A 14,771-nucleotide genomic window follows, 5' to 3' on the forward strand; every position below is an offset into this window, starting at 1 on the left:
AAGTGCCAGACTGCCAAAAGGCACAAGGCTTCCGATCTTGAAGAATCGAAGGAAATCCTCTGCGATGTTGGCAAGGCCGCACGCACGCATTGCCAATGTCCGAGCGGCCTTAAGGCGAAACGCTACGGCGTCTGGTTGGTTTTAGCTGATCGCTGGGATCCGAGCAGCCGCCTGTGTTCGGTCTGTGGTTGGGAGAATGAGATGTTGGCGTTGAAGGATCGGGAATGGACGTGTCCTCAATGCGGCACGCGCCATGATCGGGACATCAATGCCGCGCTCAATCTCAAACGGCTGGCAACCGCAACTGCCCTACCCGTGGCGAGTCCGTCCGGTAACGGCGGCGCTACAGCAGAGAGGGTCTCTGCCGTAGTCGGGAAAGTCACACCTGTCAGAGACGAATGCGCTCCGCATTCGGGGCAGGAAGAGCACAGTGCGCCTGTTTGCGCACCTTCTTGAGGGCAGATCAGTCAGCATCGACGCCGACAGGTTCCAGACCGAGCTGGCGCGTGAGCTGTCTGGCCAAGGGCCAGCTCAACTCGGCAAGCTCGACCTGGGGATAGTGATCGGCGAGTTGGGTAACGGCAAGCCCCGGATAGCCGCAAGGGTTGATCCGGGCAAAGGGAGCAAGATCCATCGCGACATTGAGTGCTAGTCCGTGGTAACAGCAACCGTTGCGTACCCGCAGCCCCAAGGCGGCGATCTTGGCCTCGGCCACATAGACCCCAGGCGCACCCGGGCGCCGCTCGCCGCGAATACCATAGCCATGCAGCAGGTCGATGACCGCCTGCTCCAGACGTTCGACCAGGTACCTCACCCCGATCCCAGCGCGCCTGAGATCGAACAACAGATAGGCGATCAACTGGCCTGGGCCATGATAGGTCACCTGACCGCCGCGGTCGCTCTGGATCACCGGGATGGTGCCTGGATCGAGGAGATGTTCTGGGAGCCCGGCCTGACCGAGGGTGAAGACCGGCGCATGTTCGAGCAACCAGAGCTCATCTGGGGTGGTTGGCCCGCGCATCTCGGTGAAGGCGCGCATCGCTGCCCAGATGTCCAGATAGTCCTGAGGGCCCTGAAGGAGCTTGATCCGCACGGCTAGGCCGCGTTCACAATGACTCGGAGCGTACTTGGACGGCGTCTTCTACTGGGCCGTCCCCGTATCTGGTGTAACCCAGATAGATCACTCAAAACAGGCGCAAGAGCGAATCCTTGGCCTGGCGCCAGAATCCGCCCTTGGGCAGATCTTCGAACGCAACCAGGGGGACGCGCAGGATCTCCTCCTCGCCTAGACGCACAACTATATCACCCAAGCGGTCGCCGCGCGTCAGAGGGGCCTCGATGTTGGGGAGCTTCTCGACATAGGCATTCAACTGGCCATACTGACCGCGCGGGATGGTAGCCACAACATCCCATTGGGGCACCGCTGCCACCTCCTCGCGCTCGCCGGCCCAAACCCGCAGCTTGACGAGCGGCTGGGTTACTGGATAGAGCTTATCGGCTTCATAAAGGCGAAAACCATAGTTCAGCAGGGCAAGGCTCGCCTCAGCGCGCGCCTTGGGGCTGGGGGCGCCCATGACCACCGAGATCAAGCGCATATCGCCGCGCTTAGCCGAACCGACTAAACAATAGCCGGCGGCGCGGGTATAGCCGGTCTTGACCCCGTCAGCCGTGGGATCGCGTTTGAGCAAGGGATTGCGGTTTTGCTGGGTGATCCCGTTGTAGGTGAACTCAGGGAGCGAATACCAGGTGTAATACTGCGGAAACTCGCGGATCAGGGCTCTGGTCACGCGGGCGATATCGCGCGCGGTCGTATAGAGCTCGGGGTCGGGCAGGCCATTGGGATTGGTGAAATGGCTATTGGTCATGCCGAGCCGCTGGGCGTTCGCATTCATCAGATTGGCGAACGACTCGACCTTGCCGGCCACATATTCGGCAAGGGCCACACTGGCGTCATTACCCGACTGGATCATCATCCCCTTGAGCAGATCCTCCAAGACGACCTGTTTGCCGACCTCGATGAACATCTTGGAACCGCCGGTACGCCAGGCATTCTCGCTAATCATGACTGGGTCGCTGAGTTTGATCCGCCCCGAGGCGAGCTCGCGGAACACCGTATATGCGGTCATGATCTTGGTCAGGCTGGCGGGTTCAAGCCGCTCATCGGCATTGAACTCGGCGAGACTCCGCCCGCTATAGAAATCGATCAATAGATACCCCTTGACGTTGAGCTCCGGCGGCGGGGGGGCGGCGGGGCCCTGAGCGCCGATGTTCAGGCTGAGCGTCAGGAGCAAGGGCAAAAGCAGACGCTGGATGATCAGAGTCATTGAGATCCGGTGGCCTGGGTTAGGATTGTTGCAGGATTTGCACTTTTTTATATCAAAAATCATACAGCGCCTTGGTGCCTTCGCCAACTGTTTTGCGCCTCAGGCTCAAGGGCAGAACCAGTCAAAGGGCCAAAGGCAGCGTTTGGGTTCAATCCCTTCAACCTTGACCCGTGCCTTGCCGTTTGTCTTGATACCGAGTTTGACCGCTGCCGCATAGGACAGATCGATCAGCCGATCCTCGATGAAAGGGCCGCGGTCATTGACCCGCACGATCACCCGCCGTCCGTTGTCGAGATTGGTGACCCGCACATAAGAAGGCAGCGGCAGGGTGCGATGCGCCGCGGTCATACCATAGCGATCATAGGGCTCACCCGAACTGGTGAGACGTCCGTGGAAAGGTTCGCCATACCAGGAGGCCAGCCCCTGCTCGACATAGCCGCGGGCCGTGGCAAGCCTGACATACCGTCGGCCGTTGAAAGTATAGAATGGGGTGTTGCCGGAACGGGCCAGCGGCTCGACCTTGGGGACTGCATCCGGGATACGGGCGATCTCGGGGGGGATGTCATCGTCGCGGGGCCCAGGACCGGCGCAGCCCGCCAGCCCGATGAGCAGGCTGGCCAGCGCCGCGCGGCTGACGGATCTAATCTGGGACTCAGACATCCTGATAGCGCCGGCTGCGCCGCGTCTCGATCGCCATCAGCATCCCGAAGCCGGCCATCAGGGTGACCATTGAGGTCCCACCGTAACTGATCAAGGGCAGGGGCACGCCGACCACCGGCAATAGACCGCTGACCATGCCGGTATTGACGAATAGATAAACGAAAAAGACCAGGGTCAGGCTGCCGGCCAGCAAGCGGTCATAGGTCTCCTGGGCGCGGGCGGCGATCAACAGGCCGCGCCCGATCACGAACAGATAGATTGACATCAACCCCAAGATCCCGGTGAGACCAAACTCCTCGCCGATCACGGCAAAGATAAAATCGGTATGACGCTCGGGCAAAAACTCCAGATGCGATTGGGTCCCGTGCAGCCAGCCCTTGCCCGAGAGCCCGCCCGAGCCGATCGCGATCTGCGACTGGATGATGTGATAGCCGCTGCCAAGCGGATCGGACTGGGGATTGAGAAAGGTCAAGATACGCGCTCGCTGATAGTCATGCAGATGACCCCAGACCACTGGTACCAGGGCAGCGAGGAGCAAGAGCAGGCCGATGATCAGGCGCCAGCGTACCCCGGCGATGAACAGCACCAGGATGCCGGCACTGGCCACCAGTAGGGCGGTCCCGAGATCTGGCTGCTTGGCGATCAGCGCTGCGGGGATCAGGGTGAGGATCGCAGCCAGGAGGATGCTGGGCAGACGCGGCGGCAGCGGACAACGTGCCAGTGCCCATGCCACGGCCATGGGAACAGCGAGCTTGAGGAGTTCCGAAGGCTGAAAGCGGATGACCCCGAAATCCAACCAGCGCTGCGCCCCCTTGCCGATGTCGCCGATCAAGAGCACCGCCACCAGCATCAGCAATCCGAAGATATAGAAGGTGAGAGACCAGCGTTTGAACTGGAGCGGATGGACCTGGGCGATGACCAGCATCAACCCAAAGGCCAGGGCCTGACGGACGAGCTGGCGCTCGACCATTTCCCATTCGCGGTCACCAGCGCTATAGAGCACCATCAGACCAAAACCGCACAGGGCAAGCAGACCGGTCAACAGGGGCGCATCCAGATGCAGCCGGCGCAACCAGCCACCATCCGCTGTTTCCACCGCCCAGTTGCCCCGCGCCTGGAATGGATCAGTCGCCACCGCTCGTCTCTTCTGGGTCGTTTAGCGGGGTGCCACCGAGATAGGCATCGATCACCCGCCGGGCGATGGGTGCAGCGGTCGCCCCGCCGGAGCCGCCGTTTTCGACCAGCACCGCCACCGCGATCCGCGGATCCTCGACCGGCGCAAAGGCGATGAACAGCGCGTGGTCGCGTAGATGGATAGGTACTTTGGCGGCGTCATAGCGCTCTTTTTGACCGATGGTAAACACCTGAGAGGTCCCGGTCTTGCCGGCGATCCGGTAATCATTGGAGTGGATACGTTTGGCCGTACCACGGGGGCTTTCCACGACCTTGGCCATAGCGTCGATGATGGTATTCCAATCGCCTGGATTGGGTATCTGGATTTGACGGCTGATCATCGGAAAGGCGGTGGCGGTCGTAGCGCCCGGGACCCGGCGGGCATAGGCCAGGCGCGGCTGGATAAATCGCCCCTTGTTGGCGAGCGCCGCCGTCGCCGCGGCCAATTGCATGGGTGTCGCCAAAAAATAGCCCTGACCGATCCCCATGATCAGGGTCTCACCAGGATACCAAGGCTGTTTGCGCACCTGTTCCTTCCAGGTGCGCGAGGGCAAGAGCCCGGCGAGCTCACCGGCGACATCCACGCCTGTGCGTCGGCCAAAACCGAACTCGGTGAGAAAAGCATGGAGCTTATCGACGCCTATCTGATTGGCCAGGGAATAAAAATAGACATCGCAGGATTGCACGATGCCGAGCTCCAGATCCACCGTCCCATGTCCGCCGCGCCGCCAGCAGCGAAAACGGTGCGCTTGCCCAGGAAGACTGAAATAACCCGGGCAATAGACCGTCTTGCGCGGGGTGATGAAGCCGAGCGCCAGACCGCCCAGACCAACGAAGGGCTTGACAGTTGATCCCGGCGGATACTGACCGCGGATGGCGCGGTTGTAGAGCGGGCGATCCGGTGCGCGGAGCAGCGCCTGATAGTCGGCCTTGCTGATCCCCTCGACGAATGGATTGGGATCGAAGCTCGGTTGGCTGACCATCGCCAAGACCCCGCCGGTCCGCGGGTCGATGGCCACGATTGCGCCCCGGTTGGCGCCGAGCGCCTCGGTGGCGGCCTGTTGTAGGCGGATGTCCAGATAGAGATAGAGATCCTGGCCAGGGATGGGTGGGGTGTTCTCGAGGGTGCGCAGGATACGCCCGCGGGCATTGACCTCAACCTGCTGATAGCCGACCCGCCCATGCAGTACATCCTCATGGGCCAGTTCGACGCCGCCCTTACCGATGAAATTGGTCCCCGCATAGTTACTTTTATCGATGCGCTTAAGGTCATCCTCGTTGATCCGCCCGACATAGCCCAGTACATGGGCAGTGAGCAGGCCGTGGGGGTAGCTGCGGATCAGCTCAGCCTGGACCTCGACGCCAGGAAAGCGGTAGCTATCAACCGCAAAGCGCGCCACCTCTTCAGCGGTCAGGTTTTGGCGGATCGGGACGGGCTGAAAACGCATCCGTTGGCGTTTGAGACGCTCGAAGCGCGCTAGATCGCTGTCTTGGATAGCGATCAATGATTTTAATGCCGCGATGGTGGCAGAGAGGTCCCTGACCTTTTCTATGGTGATCATAAGGGAAAAGGAGGGATGGTTATCCGCCAGCAGTACCCCCCTGGCATCGAAGATCAGCCCGCGGCTGGGTGGGACCGGCTGGATCTTGACCCGGTTCTCGGTCGAGAGGACGGCGAAATGATCATAGTGCTCGATCTGGAGGTAGTACAGCTGGATCAGGATCAGTGCCAGCCCCAGGACAAAGAAGAGCGCGGAGATTGCCAGGCGCGTTCTGACCAGGCGACGTTCGCGCTCGCGGTCCTCGAGACTACTGGCGAGCATGGGGTCAAGGGGTCTCGAGGCGCCGTTCAAATGGGGTCAGCAGCCAAGCTAGAATGGGCCAGCAGGCCAAACCGGCCAGGGCCGAGAACCAATAGGTCAGCGACGGCAGGGTTTGTCCTGTTGCACCGATGATCCAGAGGGTGAGCAGGCGCTCGCTCAACAGGATCAGGGCCACAAAAAACGCCTGCTGCCAAGGCGGAAAAATGCGGATGCGCGGGCGGACGACGAGCGCTAGATAGGCCGTTACCGACAGGCTCAAGGCATGCTGGCCGAGTAGGGTGCCGGTGAGCACATCGAGGAGCAGACCCAGGATAAAGGCGGTGAAGATCCCGACGCGGCGCGGGGTGGCAAAACACCAGAATAGGATCGTGAGCACCACCCAGGGCGGACGATAATCCCAAGGCCAGCTCGCGATCGGCAGGATGGTGAGATATAGCGCGAGGATCAAGCTCAGCGCGATCGGCCAGATCGGCTGGCGCGCTGCTGCATAGGGTCGCTTGCCGCGTTTGCCTACAGTCTTCATTTAGAAAATTCACTCGGCTTGAAGGCCTCAGCGGCCAGGGCCTGAGCGCGCAGATTTTCGTTATGACTCCAGACCAACAAGACCTCGCGGCTGCGATCGAGCCGAGCGGTCGGCTCGGCGATGACTGTGGTGAAGGGGTTGTCGGGGTCTTGGCGCACCGTCTTGACCCGGGCGACTGGATAACCAGGCGGAAAACGCCCGTCCATCCCCGAGGTCAGCACCAGATCCCCAACCTGGACATCGGCGTTCTTGGGGATGTATAGCAATTCGAGGTCCAGATTGGGGCCGCGGCCAGCGGCGATGGTCCTGAAACCGGTACGATTGATCTCGACCGGTAGAGCGTGATCGGGATCGGTGATCAGGAGGACGACTGAATAGAAGGGGGTGACGCGGATGACCTGGCCCATCACCGCATTGGCATCGAGCACGGGTTGACCGATAAAGACACCAGCATTGGAACCCCTGTTGATCATGACCTGCTGGCGATAGGGGGCGAGGTCGATCGCCATGACCTCAGCGATCAACACCCGATCGCTGACATCGAGGGAGGAGCCCAGGAGTTCGCGCAGACGGGCGTTCTCGGCCTCGAGTGCGGCAAACTGCTGCAGCCTCGCCTTCAACAGCAGGTTTTCGCGCTGGAGCTCGGCGTTTTCATCGCGTAGTCGCTGTTGATTGACAAAGCGCACCCGTATCTCGCGAACGAGCTGGCTGGGACGGTCGGCAGCGAATTGGAGGGGATAGGTGAGCAGGGACAGCGCCGTACGCAGTAGTTCGGGCGGCTGCTCGCTATAGTCCGCTACCATCAGGGCGAGGGCCGCCCCTACCGCCAGGATGACGCGGACATGGGGTGAGGGACCAGACTTAAACAGGGGTTTGATGGTCGCCGTCCTCTTTAGCGTACGCAACTCAAGCCCGGTCTCGGCAAGGGGGACACACCCCGACTGGGGCCTATTCGGTCGCCAGGAGCAGGCTATCCTGGCTGTCGAGCATCTCCAGGACCATCCCGCCACCGCGCGCCACACAGGTCAAGGGGTCCTCGGCCACCACCACCGGCAGCCCGGTCTCTTCTTCGATCAGTCGGTCGAATCCGCGTAAGAGCGAACCGCCGCCGGTTAGGACGATCCCTCGCTCGGCAATGTCTGCCCCGAGCTCAGGGGGGGTCTTTTCCAGGGCCATCTTGACGGCCTGTACCACCATCGACAGGGGTTCCTGGAGCGCCTCCAGGATCTCATTGCTGTTTAGGGTAAAACTGCGCGGTATCCCTTCGGCGAGGCTGCGTCCCTTGACGCTGATCTCCAGCACCTCATTGCCCGGGAAGGCCGAACCGATGTTGTGCTTGATCCGTTCAGCAGTCGCCTCGCCGATCTGGATGCCGTAATTGCGGCGCACATAGTTGATGATGGCATCATCGAAGGTATCGCCGCCGATGCGCACCGATTCGGCATAGACGATGCCGTTTAAGGAGATCACGGCGACCTCCGATGTTCCGCCGCCGATGTCGATGACCATGCAGCCGCGCGGCTCATGGACCGCCAGCCCCGCACCCAGCGCCGCCGAGATCGGTTCCTCGATGAGATAGACCTCGCGCGCGCCTGCGCCGAGCGCCGATTCCTTGATTGCACGGCGCTCGACCTGGGTCGAGCCGCAGGGCACGCAGACAAGCACCCTGGGGCTGGGACGCAACATGCTCGATTCGTGCACCTTATGGATGAAATACTGGAGCATCTTTTCGGTGACGGTGAAGTCGGCGATCACCCCGTCCTTCATGGGCCGGATCGCCGTGACGTTTTGCGGGGTGCGTCCCAGCATCTGCTTGGCCTCTTCGCCCACGGCGACCACCGTCTTGGTGCCCCCTTGCCGTTCATGCCGGATGGCAACCACCGAGGGTTCGTTGAGGACGATGCCGCGCCCGCGCGCGTAGATCAGGGTGTTGGCCGTCCCCAGATCGATCGATAGGTCATTGGAGAACAGTCCGCGAATGTTTCTAAGGAACATCGGTGTATTCGGATACCTTCTGGCCGGCAAGACCCTGGGAGGCATACCGCCGTCATGAGGAGTGTCGGGGTTAGAGAGAGGTCGAGGGCGCGCGCACGCGCTACGATCGGGGCGCTAATCTAGCAATCCCAGCCTAGATTCGGCAAGGCACCGACGATCCCGATCGTTTTATGATATGTTCTCATAGTCCTCATGGTTGTGCGCTTACTCAGGCATCATGCACCTGGATCTAGCCGATATCGATAAGATCGCCTACCTCGCGCGTCTGGCCATCGCCCCCGAGCAGCGGGCACGTTATGCTGCAGACCTTGGCACCATCCTCGATCTGGTCGCCCAGATGAATGCAGTCGAAACGGCGGGGGTCGAGCCTATGGCCCATCCGCTGGCGATGACCCAACGGATGCGTCCCGATGTGCCCACCGAATCCAATCAGCGCGAACGCTTCCAGGCCATTGCCCCCCTGACCGAGGCCGGGCTCTATCTGGTTCCCAAGGTCATCGACTGATGCAAAACAAATCCATTGCCCAAATGGCCGCTGATCTGCGGCTGCGTCTCTATTCAAGCGTCGAGCTGACCCGGCATTATCTAGATCGCATCGCTCGGCTCGACCCAGTCTTGAATAGCTTTATCACTGTCATGGCAGAGCAAGCATTGGCCGACGCCGCGCGCGCCGATCAGCTCTTGCGCTCGGGCGATGCCGGCCCTTTGACCGGGATCCCCATCGCCCATAAGGACATCTTTTGCACCCAAGGGTTCAAGACGAGCTGCGGCTCGCGCATGCTCGACAATTTCATCGCCCCCTATGATGCTACCGTGGTCGAACGTCTGGCCGCTGCCGGCGCTGTGGTGCTCGGCAAGACCAACATGGATGAGTTTGCGATGGGATCGAGCAACGAGACGAGCTGGTATGGTCCGGTCAAGAACCCCTGGGATACCAGCCGGGTGCCGGGGGGGTCATCCGGAGGCTCGGCGGCAGCGGTGGCGGCGCGCCTGTGCGCCGCGGCGACCGGCACGGATACGGGCGGTTCGATCCGCCAGCCGGCAGCCTTCTGTGGGATCACCGGTATCAAACCCACCTATGGTCGTTGTTCGCGCTGGGGCATGATCGCCTTTGCCTCCTCGCTCGATCAGGCAGGGGTTATGGCACGCTCTGCCGCCGATGCCGCCTGTATCCTCGACGAGATGGCCGGCTTCGATCCGCGCGACTCGACCTGTGCCGATGTGCCGGTACCAGATTATGTCGATGCCCTGGATGATGACCTCCACGGTCTGCACATCGGTCTGCCCAAAGAGTATTTTGGCTCGGGGCTCGATCCTGCGATCGGCGACCGGGTGATGGAGGCGGTACGGGAATATGAAAGGCTCGGCGCTGTGATCCGCGAGATCAGCCTGCCGAATAGCCCCTCGGCGGTGCCTGCGTATTATGTCATCGCCCCGGCGGAGTGCTCGTCCAATCTCGCCCGCTTTGACGGCGTCCGTTACGGCCATCGCTGCACCGATCCCATCGACCTCGAGGACCTTTACACCCGTAGCCGTGCCGAGGGCTTTGGGGATGAGGTTAAGCGCCGGATCATGATCGGTACCTATGTCCTCTCCGCCGGTTATTACGATGCCTATTATCTCAAGGCACAGCGGGTCAGGCAGTTGATCGCCGCTGATTTCAAGCACGCCTTCGCCGAGGTCGATGTCATCATGGGTCCATCCACGCCCACCACCGCCTTTGCCCTTGGCGCCAAACGCGATGATCCGGTGGCCATGTATCTCAACGACATCTATACCATCCCCGCCAATCTCGCCGGTCTGCCGGCCATCTCGATCCCGATCGAGCCACTGGCTGGCCTGCCGGTGGGCCTGCAGATCATCGGCGATCATTTCCAAGAAGCCCGGCTGCTCAATGTCGCCCATCGCTATCAGCATCTGACCCATTGGCATCAGGCGACGCCCGCGGGCTTTGATTGAGCCTAGATCTGATCAGAGCGCGTTCAATTCGGCGACGAAACGCGCAGGATCGGCCTCATCGAGCTGCTCGAAAAAATGGTCAACGCGTCGGCTCAGCTCGGTGAGTTCTGCGCCCAGCACGATCTCCTTGACATCGAGCAGGGCGCCAGGGTGCATGCTGAACTCGCGCAGACCCATGCCGAGCAGCAGGCGCGTAAAACGCGGATCGCCGGCCATCTCGCCGCACATCCCGACGGGGATAGCAAGCGCGCGCCCGGCCTCCAGGGTTAGGCGGATCAGGCGCAGGATCGCAGGATGCAGGGGATCGAAGAGGTCATTGACCGATTCATCTAGCCGGTCGACCGCTAAGGTGTATTGGATCAGGTCATTGGTGCCGATCGATAGGAAATCCACCCGGCGGGCGATGGCCCGCGCGGTGAGGGCCGCAGCCGGGACCTCGATCATCGCCCCGACCGGCATCTGCGGATCATAGTCCAGGCCCTCGCGATCAAGCTGTTGCTTGAGGTGGGTGATCAGCGCCAGCGTCCGTTCCACCTCATGGACGCTGGTCACCAGGGGAAGCATCAGGCGTACCGGGCCCAAGGCAGATGACCGTAGGATGGCGCGTACCTGGGGGGTGAATAGCTCGGGCTCCTTAAGACACAGGCGGATGCCCCGCAGCCCCAGGGCAGGGTTGCTCATGTTCGAGGCCCCCCCAGTGGCAAAGGCCCCACTATGCTTGTCGAGCCCCAGATCCAGGGTGCGGATGGTGATAGGGCGGCCATCGAGTTGGGCGAGGATGGCGCGATAGTTGGCCAGATGCTCCTCTTCATCTGGTAGATCTGGGCGGTTCATATAGAGAAACTCGGTGCGATACAGCCCGATGCCGCTCGCCCCACCCAGCTTGGCTAGCTCCACGTCCTCGGGCAGCTCCAGGTTGGCCTGGAGCTGGATCTCGACCCCATCGCGGGTGCGTGCTGGATGTTGGGCCAGGGTGCGCAGCCGGTCTCTGCGGACCTTGAGTCCCTGGAGTTGGGCGCGGTAAGCGGCGACGATCTGGGTGTCTGGATCGGCGATGACGGTTCCGCTCCGCCCATCCACGATCAGCAGTTCGCCGGCGCGCAGATAGCGGGTGATGGCGTGCAGCCCAACGACCGCGGGGATTCCCAGGCTGCGCGCCAGGATCGCAGTATGCGACATTGGCCCCCCGTACTCGGTCACGAAGGCGCCGATCCCCCGCTGATGGAGGAGGAGGACGTCGGTAGGCATCAGATCGCGGGCGACCACGACATAGCCGCTAAGGTCGCGCTCGGTGCGTCCGGGGGGTGGGGGTGTGCCGTTCAAAAAGCGCTGGATCTGGCGCACGACATGCGCCAGATCATCGCCTCGGGCACGCAGATAGGGGTCTTCGATGCGCTCGAAGACCGCCAATAGGCTATCCAGATGGCGCTGCAAGGCCCATTCAGCCGAACAGCGTTCATCGGCGACTCGCCGGCGCACCTCCTCGATCAGCGCCTGATCCTTCAGCATCAGGAGATGGGTGTCGATGAACTCGACAATCTCGATCGGGGTCTCATGCGGGATCTGGGCGCGTACCTCCTTAAGCGATAGGCGGGCGGCATCGACCGCCCGCTCGAAGCGCGCAAGCTCGCCTGGGATCTCCTCAACCGCGATCGATGACTGGGTCAGCCCTACCTGCCCACCGCTGTCGATGAAGGCTGGTCCCAGGGCGATCGCCTGCGCCGAACCGATCCCAATGCCTTGAAAGGCCAGGGTCACTCTGGTTCTCCAAAACGTTCCCCGATCAACTGTTCAATCGCCGCCAGCGCCTCCTGCTCATCGGTTCCATCGGTCTCGACGATGATCCGTGTCCCCTGGCTTGCAGCCAGCATCATCAGTCCCATGATGCTCTTGCCGTTGACACTCTGCTCGCCGCGCGTCACCCGGATCTCGCTCGCGAAGCTGTCGGCACATTTCACCAACTTGGCTGCCGCCCGCGCGTGCAGGCCCAATTTATTGATGATTTCGAGCTCTTTGCGGATCATCCGCAGGACCCTTCTCTCACTGTTAAGGTTAGACCCAAAATCGCTTGCGGTCGGTTGAGATCGACCCGATGTTTCATTCGCGCACCCCATCGCGTCCGCCACTCAGGGCCTTTTCAGTCAGGTGCTCGAGGTCGAGGTGGGCATAGTTGAGCATGCGCAGGAGCATCGGCAGGTTCAACCCGCTGATGACGCGCACTCGATCGGCAGAGGCGGCGAGGGCATGGGCGATGTTGGCCGGGGTGGCGCCATACAGGTCGGTGAGTACCAATACCCCCTCACCCTGATCAAGTCCGGCTGCTAGATGGCGGCAGCGCTTGAGGGCCTCTTCTGGCGGGGTGTCCTGGATCACTTCGCAGCAGGCAATGCCCGGCGGCAGAGCGCCCAGAATCTCGGCGGCGATCTTCAGAAGATCACCGGCGAGGGGGCGATGGGTGAGGAGCAGGATGCCGACGCTCACGCGAGTTCGCGGTGGCGGACGATGACCCGATGACCCAAGGCAGTGAAGCGTTCGCGCAAGCGCTCGATCATATAGACCGAGCGATGCTGGCCGCCAGTGCAACCGATGGCGATGGTGAGATAACTGCGTCCGTCGCCCTCGAGTTGTGGCATCCAGCGCTCGAAAAACCCGAGGATCTCGTCGCGCATGCGGATCACCTCCGGGTTGGACTCCAGGAACTGGGCCACCTCGGGGTCGAGACCTGTCCGCGGACGCAGCTCGGGTTGCCAGTGGGGATTGGGCAGACAGCGCACATCGAATACAAAATCGACATCCGGCGGCACCCCATGTTTGAAGCCGAATGATTTAAGCAGGATCGAGAGCCGCGGCGAGGCGTCCCCCAAGATCCAGCCCCGCACCCGGTCGCGTAGCTCATGGACATTGGTCTGGCTGGTGTCGATGCGCAGATCGGCATGGGCGCGAACCGGTTCAAGGAGCTCTTGTTCGAGCAGGATCGCCTCACGCAGCGAGCGATCGCCCTGGGTGAGGGGGTGGCGGCGGCGGGTCTCGCTATAGCGCCGGATCAGAGTATCGAGTTGGGCATCGAGGAACAGAAGGCGGCAGTCGATACCATGCGCCTGTGCGGTTTGGATCAATTCGGGTAGGCGGTGCAGGGCCTCGGGTGTCCCGCGGGCGTCGATACCGACCGCCGTCTTGCGCAGTGCAGTATCCGGCTGATGCGTGAGCCGCGATAGCAGGTCCTGGAGCAAAAAAAAGGGCAGGTTGTCGATGCAATAAAAACCAACGTCCTCCAGGGTGTGGAGGGCGATGCTCTTGCCCGCACCAGATAGACCGCTGAGGATGATCAACTGCATCGACAGCCTCCTCCTGCCGGCGTATCCGCTGTCTAGGCCTGTGCTAGCGGCTCTGGATGCGCCTGGTGGATGGCGCGCGCCTGCCGCTCGATCAGGTCGGCGCTCGCCTCATAGCCGCGGATACGCAGGATCTGCTGTCTGACCGCAGCCTCGACCAAGACCGCCAAATTGCGCCCAGAGGCCACCGGCATGGTGACCCGCGGGATCCTCACGCCCAAGATGGTCATCGCCGACAGGCTACCCTCGAGGCAGTTGGCGAACTGGGGATGGCCCAGCGGCTGGAGATCGATGATCAGGTTGAGCGGTTTGTTGGGTAGGACCGCACTCTCGCCAAACATGGCGCGGATATTGAGAATTCCTAGGCCGCGCACCTCTAGAAAATCTTGAAGCACCCCGGGGCAACGGCCCTCGATAACCTCAGGGGCGATGCGGGCGAAACAAGGGGCGTCATCGGCAATCAAGCGATGGCCCCGGCCGATGAGATCGAGCGCCAGCTCGATCTTGCCCACGGCGGACGCACCGGTCAGGAGCACGCCCATCCCCAGGACCTCGATGAAGACACCGTGGATTGTCGTGCGCTCGGCAAACGCCTGAGTGAGAAAATAACGCAGGTGATTGATCAATTCCTGGTCGCCCAGGGGCGAGGCAAGCATCGGGGTTGCCGAGGCGCGGGCGCGCTCCATAAATTCACGCGTCGGCGTGATCCCATCGCTGAAGATGATAGCGGCCAAGCGATCGGCAAAGAGTTTGTCGAGCATCTCGGAATATGCACTATGCCCTAGCCCCGAGAGATAGCGTTGCTCAGGCGGACCCACCACCTGCAACCGGTTAGGGTGGATGAGATTGAGCGAACCGATGAGCGATTGTTCGGGATCATCGCCGCGCAAGGGACGTGGGGTTGAGGGCTCAGGGGTCAGCCAGCGCAGCTTGAGCTGAGGGCTGGTCTGGGCCACGACGCTTTGCAGGCTGTCGATCATGG

The 14,771-nt window shown here is 61.8% G+C and carries 16 protein-coding genes; 3 read left to right on the forward strand and 13 right to left on the reverse strand.

The features are described from left to right. The first annotated feature begins 135 nt into the window (after positions 1–135). The gene (locus tag GWK36_RS14700) at positions 136–456 is read left to right on the forward strand and encodes a zinc ribbon domain-containing protein (protein ID WP_210756827.1); all 321 of its coding nucleotides are present in this window, start codon (positions 136–138) and stop codon (positions 454–456) included. A 7-nt stretch (positions 457–463) separates the two neighbouring features. Here the strand turns inward: GWK36_RS14700 and lipB are convergent, their stop codons facing one another. From lipB to GWK36_RS01760, 8 genes are all read right to left on the reverse strand, one after another. Next, positions 464–1,039, reverse strand: a complete 576-nt coding sequence (lipB, locus tag GWK36_RS01725; protein ID WP_210756900.1) for a lipoyl(octanoyl) transferase LipB — start codon at positions 1,037–1,039, stop codon at positions 464–466. A gap of 145 nt (positions 1,040–1,184) precedes the next feature. Further along, on the reverse strand, positions 1,185–2,324 hold the full coding sequence (locus GWK36_RS01730; protein WP_166269539.1) for a D-alanyl-D-alanine carboxypeptidase family protein: 1,140 nt from the start codon (positions 2,322–2,324) through the stop codon (positions 1,185–1,187). 105 nt (positions 2,325–2,429) lie between these two features. Next, complete coding sequence (locus tag GWK36_RS15630; RefSeq protein ID WP_166269541.1) at positions 2,430–2,984, reverse strand: septal ring lytic transglycosylase RlpA family protein; 555 nt, start codon at positions 2,982–2,984, stop codon at positions 2,430–2,432. Continuing rightward, the gene (rodA, locus tag GWK36_RS01740; RefSeq protein WP_166269543.1) at positions 2,977–4,119 is read right to left on the reverse strand and encodes a rod shape-determining protein RodA; all 1,143 of its coding nucleotides are present in this window, start codon (positions 4,117–4,119) and stop codon (positions 2,977–2,979) included. Before rodA ends, GWK36_RS15630 begins: the two co-directional genes overlap by 8 nt. Continuing rightward, on the reverse strand, positions 4,109–5,980 hold the full coding sequence (mrdA, locus tag GWK36_RS01745; RefSeq protein ID WP_166269545.1) for a penicillin-binding protein 2: 1,872 nt from the start codon (positions 5,978–5,980) through the stop codon (positions 4,109–4,111). Before mrdA ends, rodA begins: the two co-directional genes overlap by 11 nt. Positions 5,981–5,984: 4 nt before the next feature. Further along, complete coding sequence (gene mreD, locus GWK36_RS01750) at positions 5,985–6,503, reverse strand: rod shape-determining protein MreD (RefSeq protein ID WP_166269547.1); 519 nt, start codon at positions 6,501–6,503, stop codon at positions 5,985–5,987. After that, positions 6,500–7,408 (reverse strand): rod shape-determining protein MreC, encoded by a 909-nt coding sequence (gene mreC, locus GWK36_RS01755; RefSeq protein WP_246237618.1) that lies wholly within the window; start codon positions 7,406–7,408, stop codon positions 6,500–6,502. Before mreC ends, mreD begins: the two co-directional genes overlap by 4 nt. Positions 7,409–7,451: 43 nt before the next feature. Next, positions 7,452–8,498: a rod shape-determining protein gene (locus GWK36_RS01760; RefSeq protein ID WP_166269549.1), complete on the reverse strand. Its 1,047-nt coding sequence runs from the start codon at positions 8,496–8,498 to the stop codon at positions 7,452–7,454. Positions 8,499–8,715: 217 nt separating this feature from the next. On the opposite strand from GWK36_RS01760, the gene gatC reads away from it, so the two are divergent. Then, on the forward strand, positions 8,716–9,003 hold the full coding sequence (gene gatC / locus GWK36_RS01765) for an Asp-tRNA(Asn)/Glu-tRNA(Gln) amidotransferase subunit GatC (protein ID WP_166269551.1): 288 nt from the start codon (positions 8,716–8,718) through the stop codon (positions 9,001–9,003). Next, positions 9,003–10,457, forward strand: coding sequence for an Asp-tRNA(Asn)/Glu-tRNA(Gln) amidotransferase subunit GatA (gatA, locus tag GWK36_RS01770; protein ID WP_166269553.1), 1,455 nt, complete (start codon positions 9,003–9,005; stop codon positions 10,455–10,457). The genes gatC and gatA overlap by 1 nt, the downstream gene beginning before the upstream one ends. A 12-nt stretch (positions 10,458–10,469) precedes the next feature. On the opposite strand, the gene ptsP is transcribed toward gatA, so the two are convergent. The 5 genes from ptsP to hprK all read right to left on the reverse strand — a co-directional run bounded on the left by ptsP (position 10,470) and on the right by hprK (position 14,769). Next, positions 10,470–12,215: a phosphoenolpyruvate--protein phosphotransferase gene (ptsP, locus tag GWK36_RS01775; RefSeq protein WP_166269555.1), complete on the reverse strand. Its 1,746-nt coding sequence runs from the start codon at positions 12,213–12,215 to the stop codon at positions 10,470–10,472. After that, positions 12,212–12,481 (reverse strand): HPr family phosphocarrier protein, encoded by a 270-nt coding sequence (locus GWK36_RS01780; RefSeq protein ID WP_166269557.1) that lies wholly within the window; start codon positions 12,479–12,481, stop codon positions 12,212–12,214. Before GWK36_RS01780 ends, ptsP begins: the two co-directional genes overlap by 4 nt. A gap of 73 nt (positions 12,482–12,554) precedes the next feature. Further along, a complete protein-coding gene (locus GWK36_RS01785; protein ID WP_166269559.1) occupies positions 12,555–12,938 on the reverse strand; it encodes a PTS sugar transporter subunit IIA in 384 nt (127 codons plus the stop codon). Further along, entirely contained in the window at positions 12,935–13,792 is an 858-nt protein-coding gene (gene rapZ, locus GWK36_RS01790; protein WP_166269561.1) for an RNase adapter RapZ, read from the reverse strand. Before rapZ ends, GWK36_RS01785 begins: the two co-directional genes overlap by 4 nt. A 32-nt stretch (positions 13,793–13,824) precedes the next feature. Beyond that, a complete protein-coding gene (hprK, locus tag GWK36_RS01795; RefSeq protein ID WP_166269563.1) occupies positions 13,825–14,769 on the reverse strand; it encodes an HPr(Ser) kinase/phosphatase in 945 nt (314 codons plus the stop codon). Positions 14,770–14,771: the final 2 nt, after the last annotated feature.

Source organism: Caldichromatium japonicum (assembly GCF_011290485.1).
In the GTDB taxonomy this organism is placed as follows: Bacteria; Pseudomonadota; Gammaproteobacteria; order Chromatiales; family Chromatiaceae; genus Thermochromatium; species Thermochromatium japonicum.

Excerpts from the sequence above, each read along its gene's own strand:
- rapZ (WP_166269561.1), bottom strand. The coding sequence starts at position 13,792 with ATGCAGTTGATCATCCTCAGCGGTCTATCTGGTGCGGGCAAGAGCATC.
- gatC (WP_166269551.1), top strand. The coding sequence starts at position 8,716 with ATGCACCTGGATCTAGCCGATATCGATAAGATCGCCTACCTCGCGCGT.
- GWK36_RS15630 (WP_166269541.1), bottom strand. The coding sequence starts at position 2,984 with ATGTCTGAGTCCCAGATTAGATCCGTCAGCCGCGCGGCGCTGGCCAGC.
- hprK (WP_166269563.1), bottom strand. The coding sequence starts at position 14,769 with ATGATCGACAGCCTGCAAAGCGTCGTGGCCCAGACCAGCCCTCAGCTC.
- GWK36_RS01760 (WP_166269549.1), bottom strand. The coding sequence starts at position 8,498 with ATGTTCCTTAGAAACATTCGCGGACTGTTCTCCAATGACCTATCGATC.
- GWK36_RS01780 (WP_166269557.1), bottom strand. The coding sequence starts at position 12,481 with ATGATCCGCAAAGAGCTCGAAATCATCAATAAATTGGGCCTGCACGCG.
- gatA (WP_166269553.1), top strand. The coding sequence starts at position 9,003 with ATGCAAAACAAATCCATTGCCCAAATGGCCGCTGATCTGCGGCTGCGT.
- mrdA (WP_166269545.1), bottom strand. The coding sequence starts at position 5,980 with ATGCTCGCCAGTAGTCTCGAGGACCGCGAGCGCGAACGTCGCCTGGTC.
- GWK36_RS01730 (WP_166269539.1), bottom strand. The coding sequence starts at position 2,324 with ATGACTCTGATCATCCAGCGTCTGCTTTTGCCCTTGCTCCTGACGCTC.
- mreD (WP_166269547.1), bottom strand. The coding sequence starts at position 6,503 with ATGAAGACTGTAGGCAAACGCGGCAAGCGACCCTATGCAGCAGCGCGC.
- lipB (WP_210756900.1), bottom strand. The coding sequence starts at position 1,039 with ATGCGCGCCTTCACCGAGATGCGCGGGCCAACCACCCCAGATGAGCTC.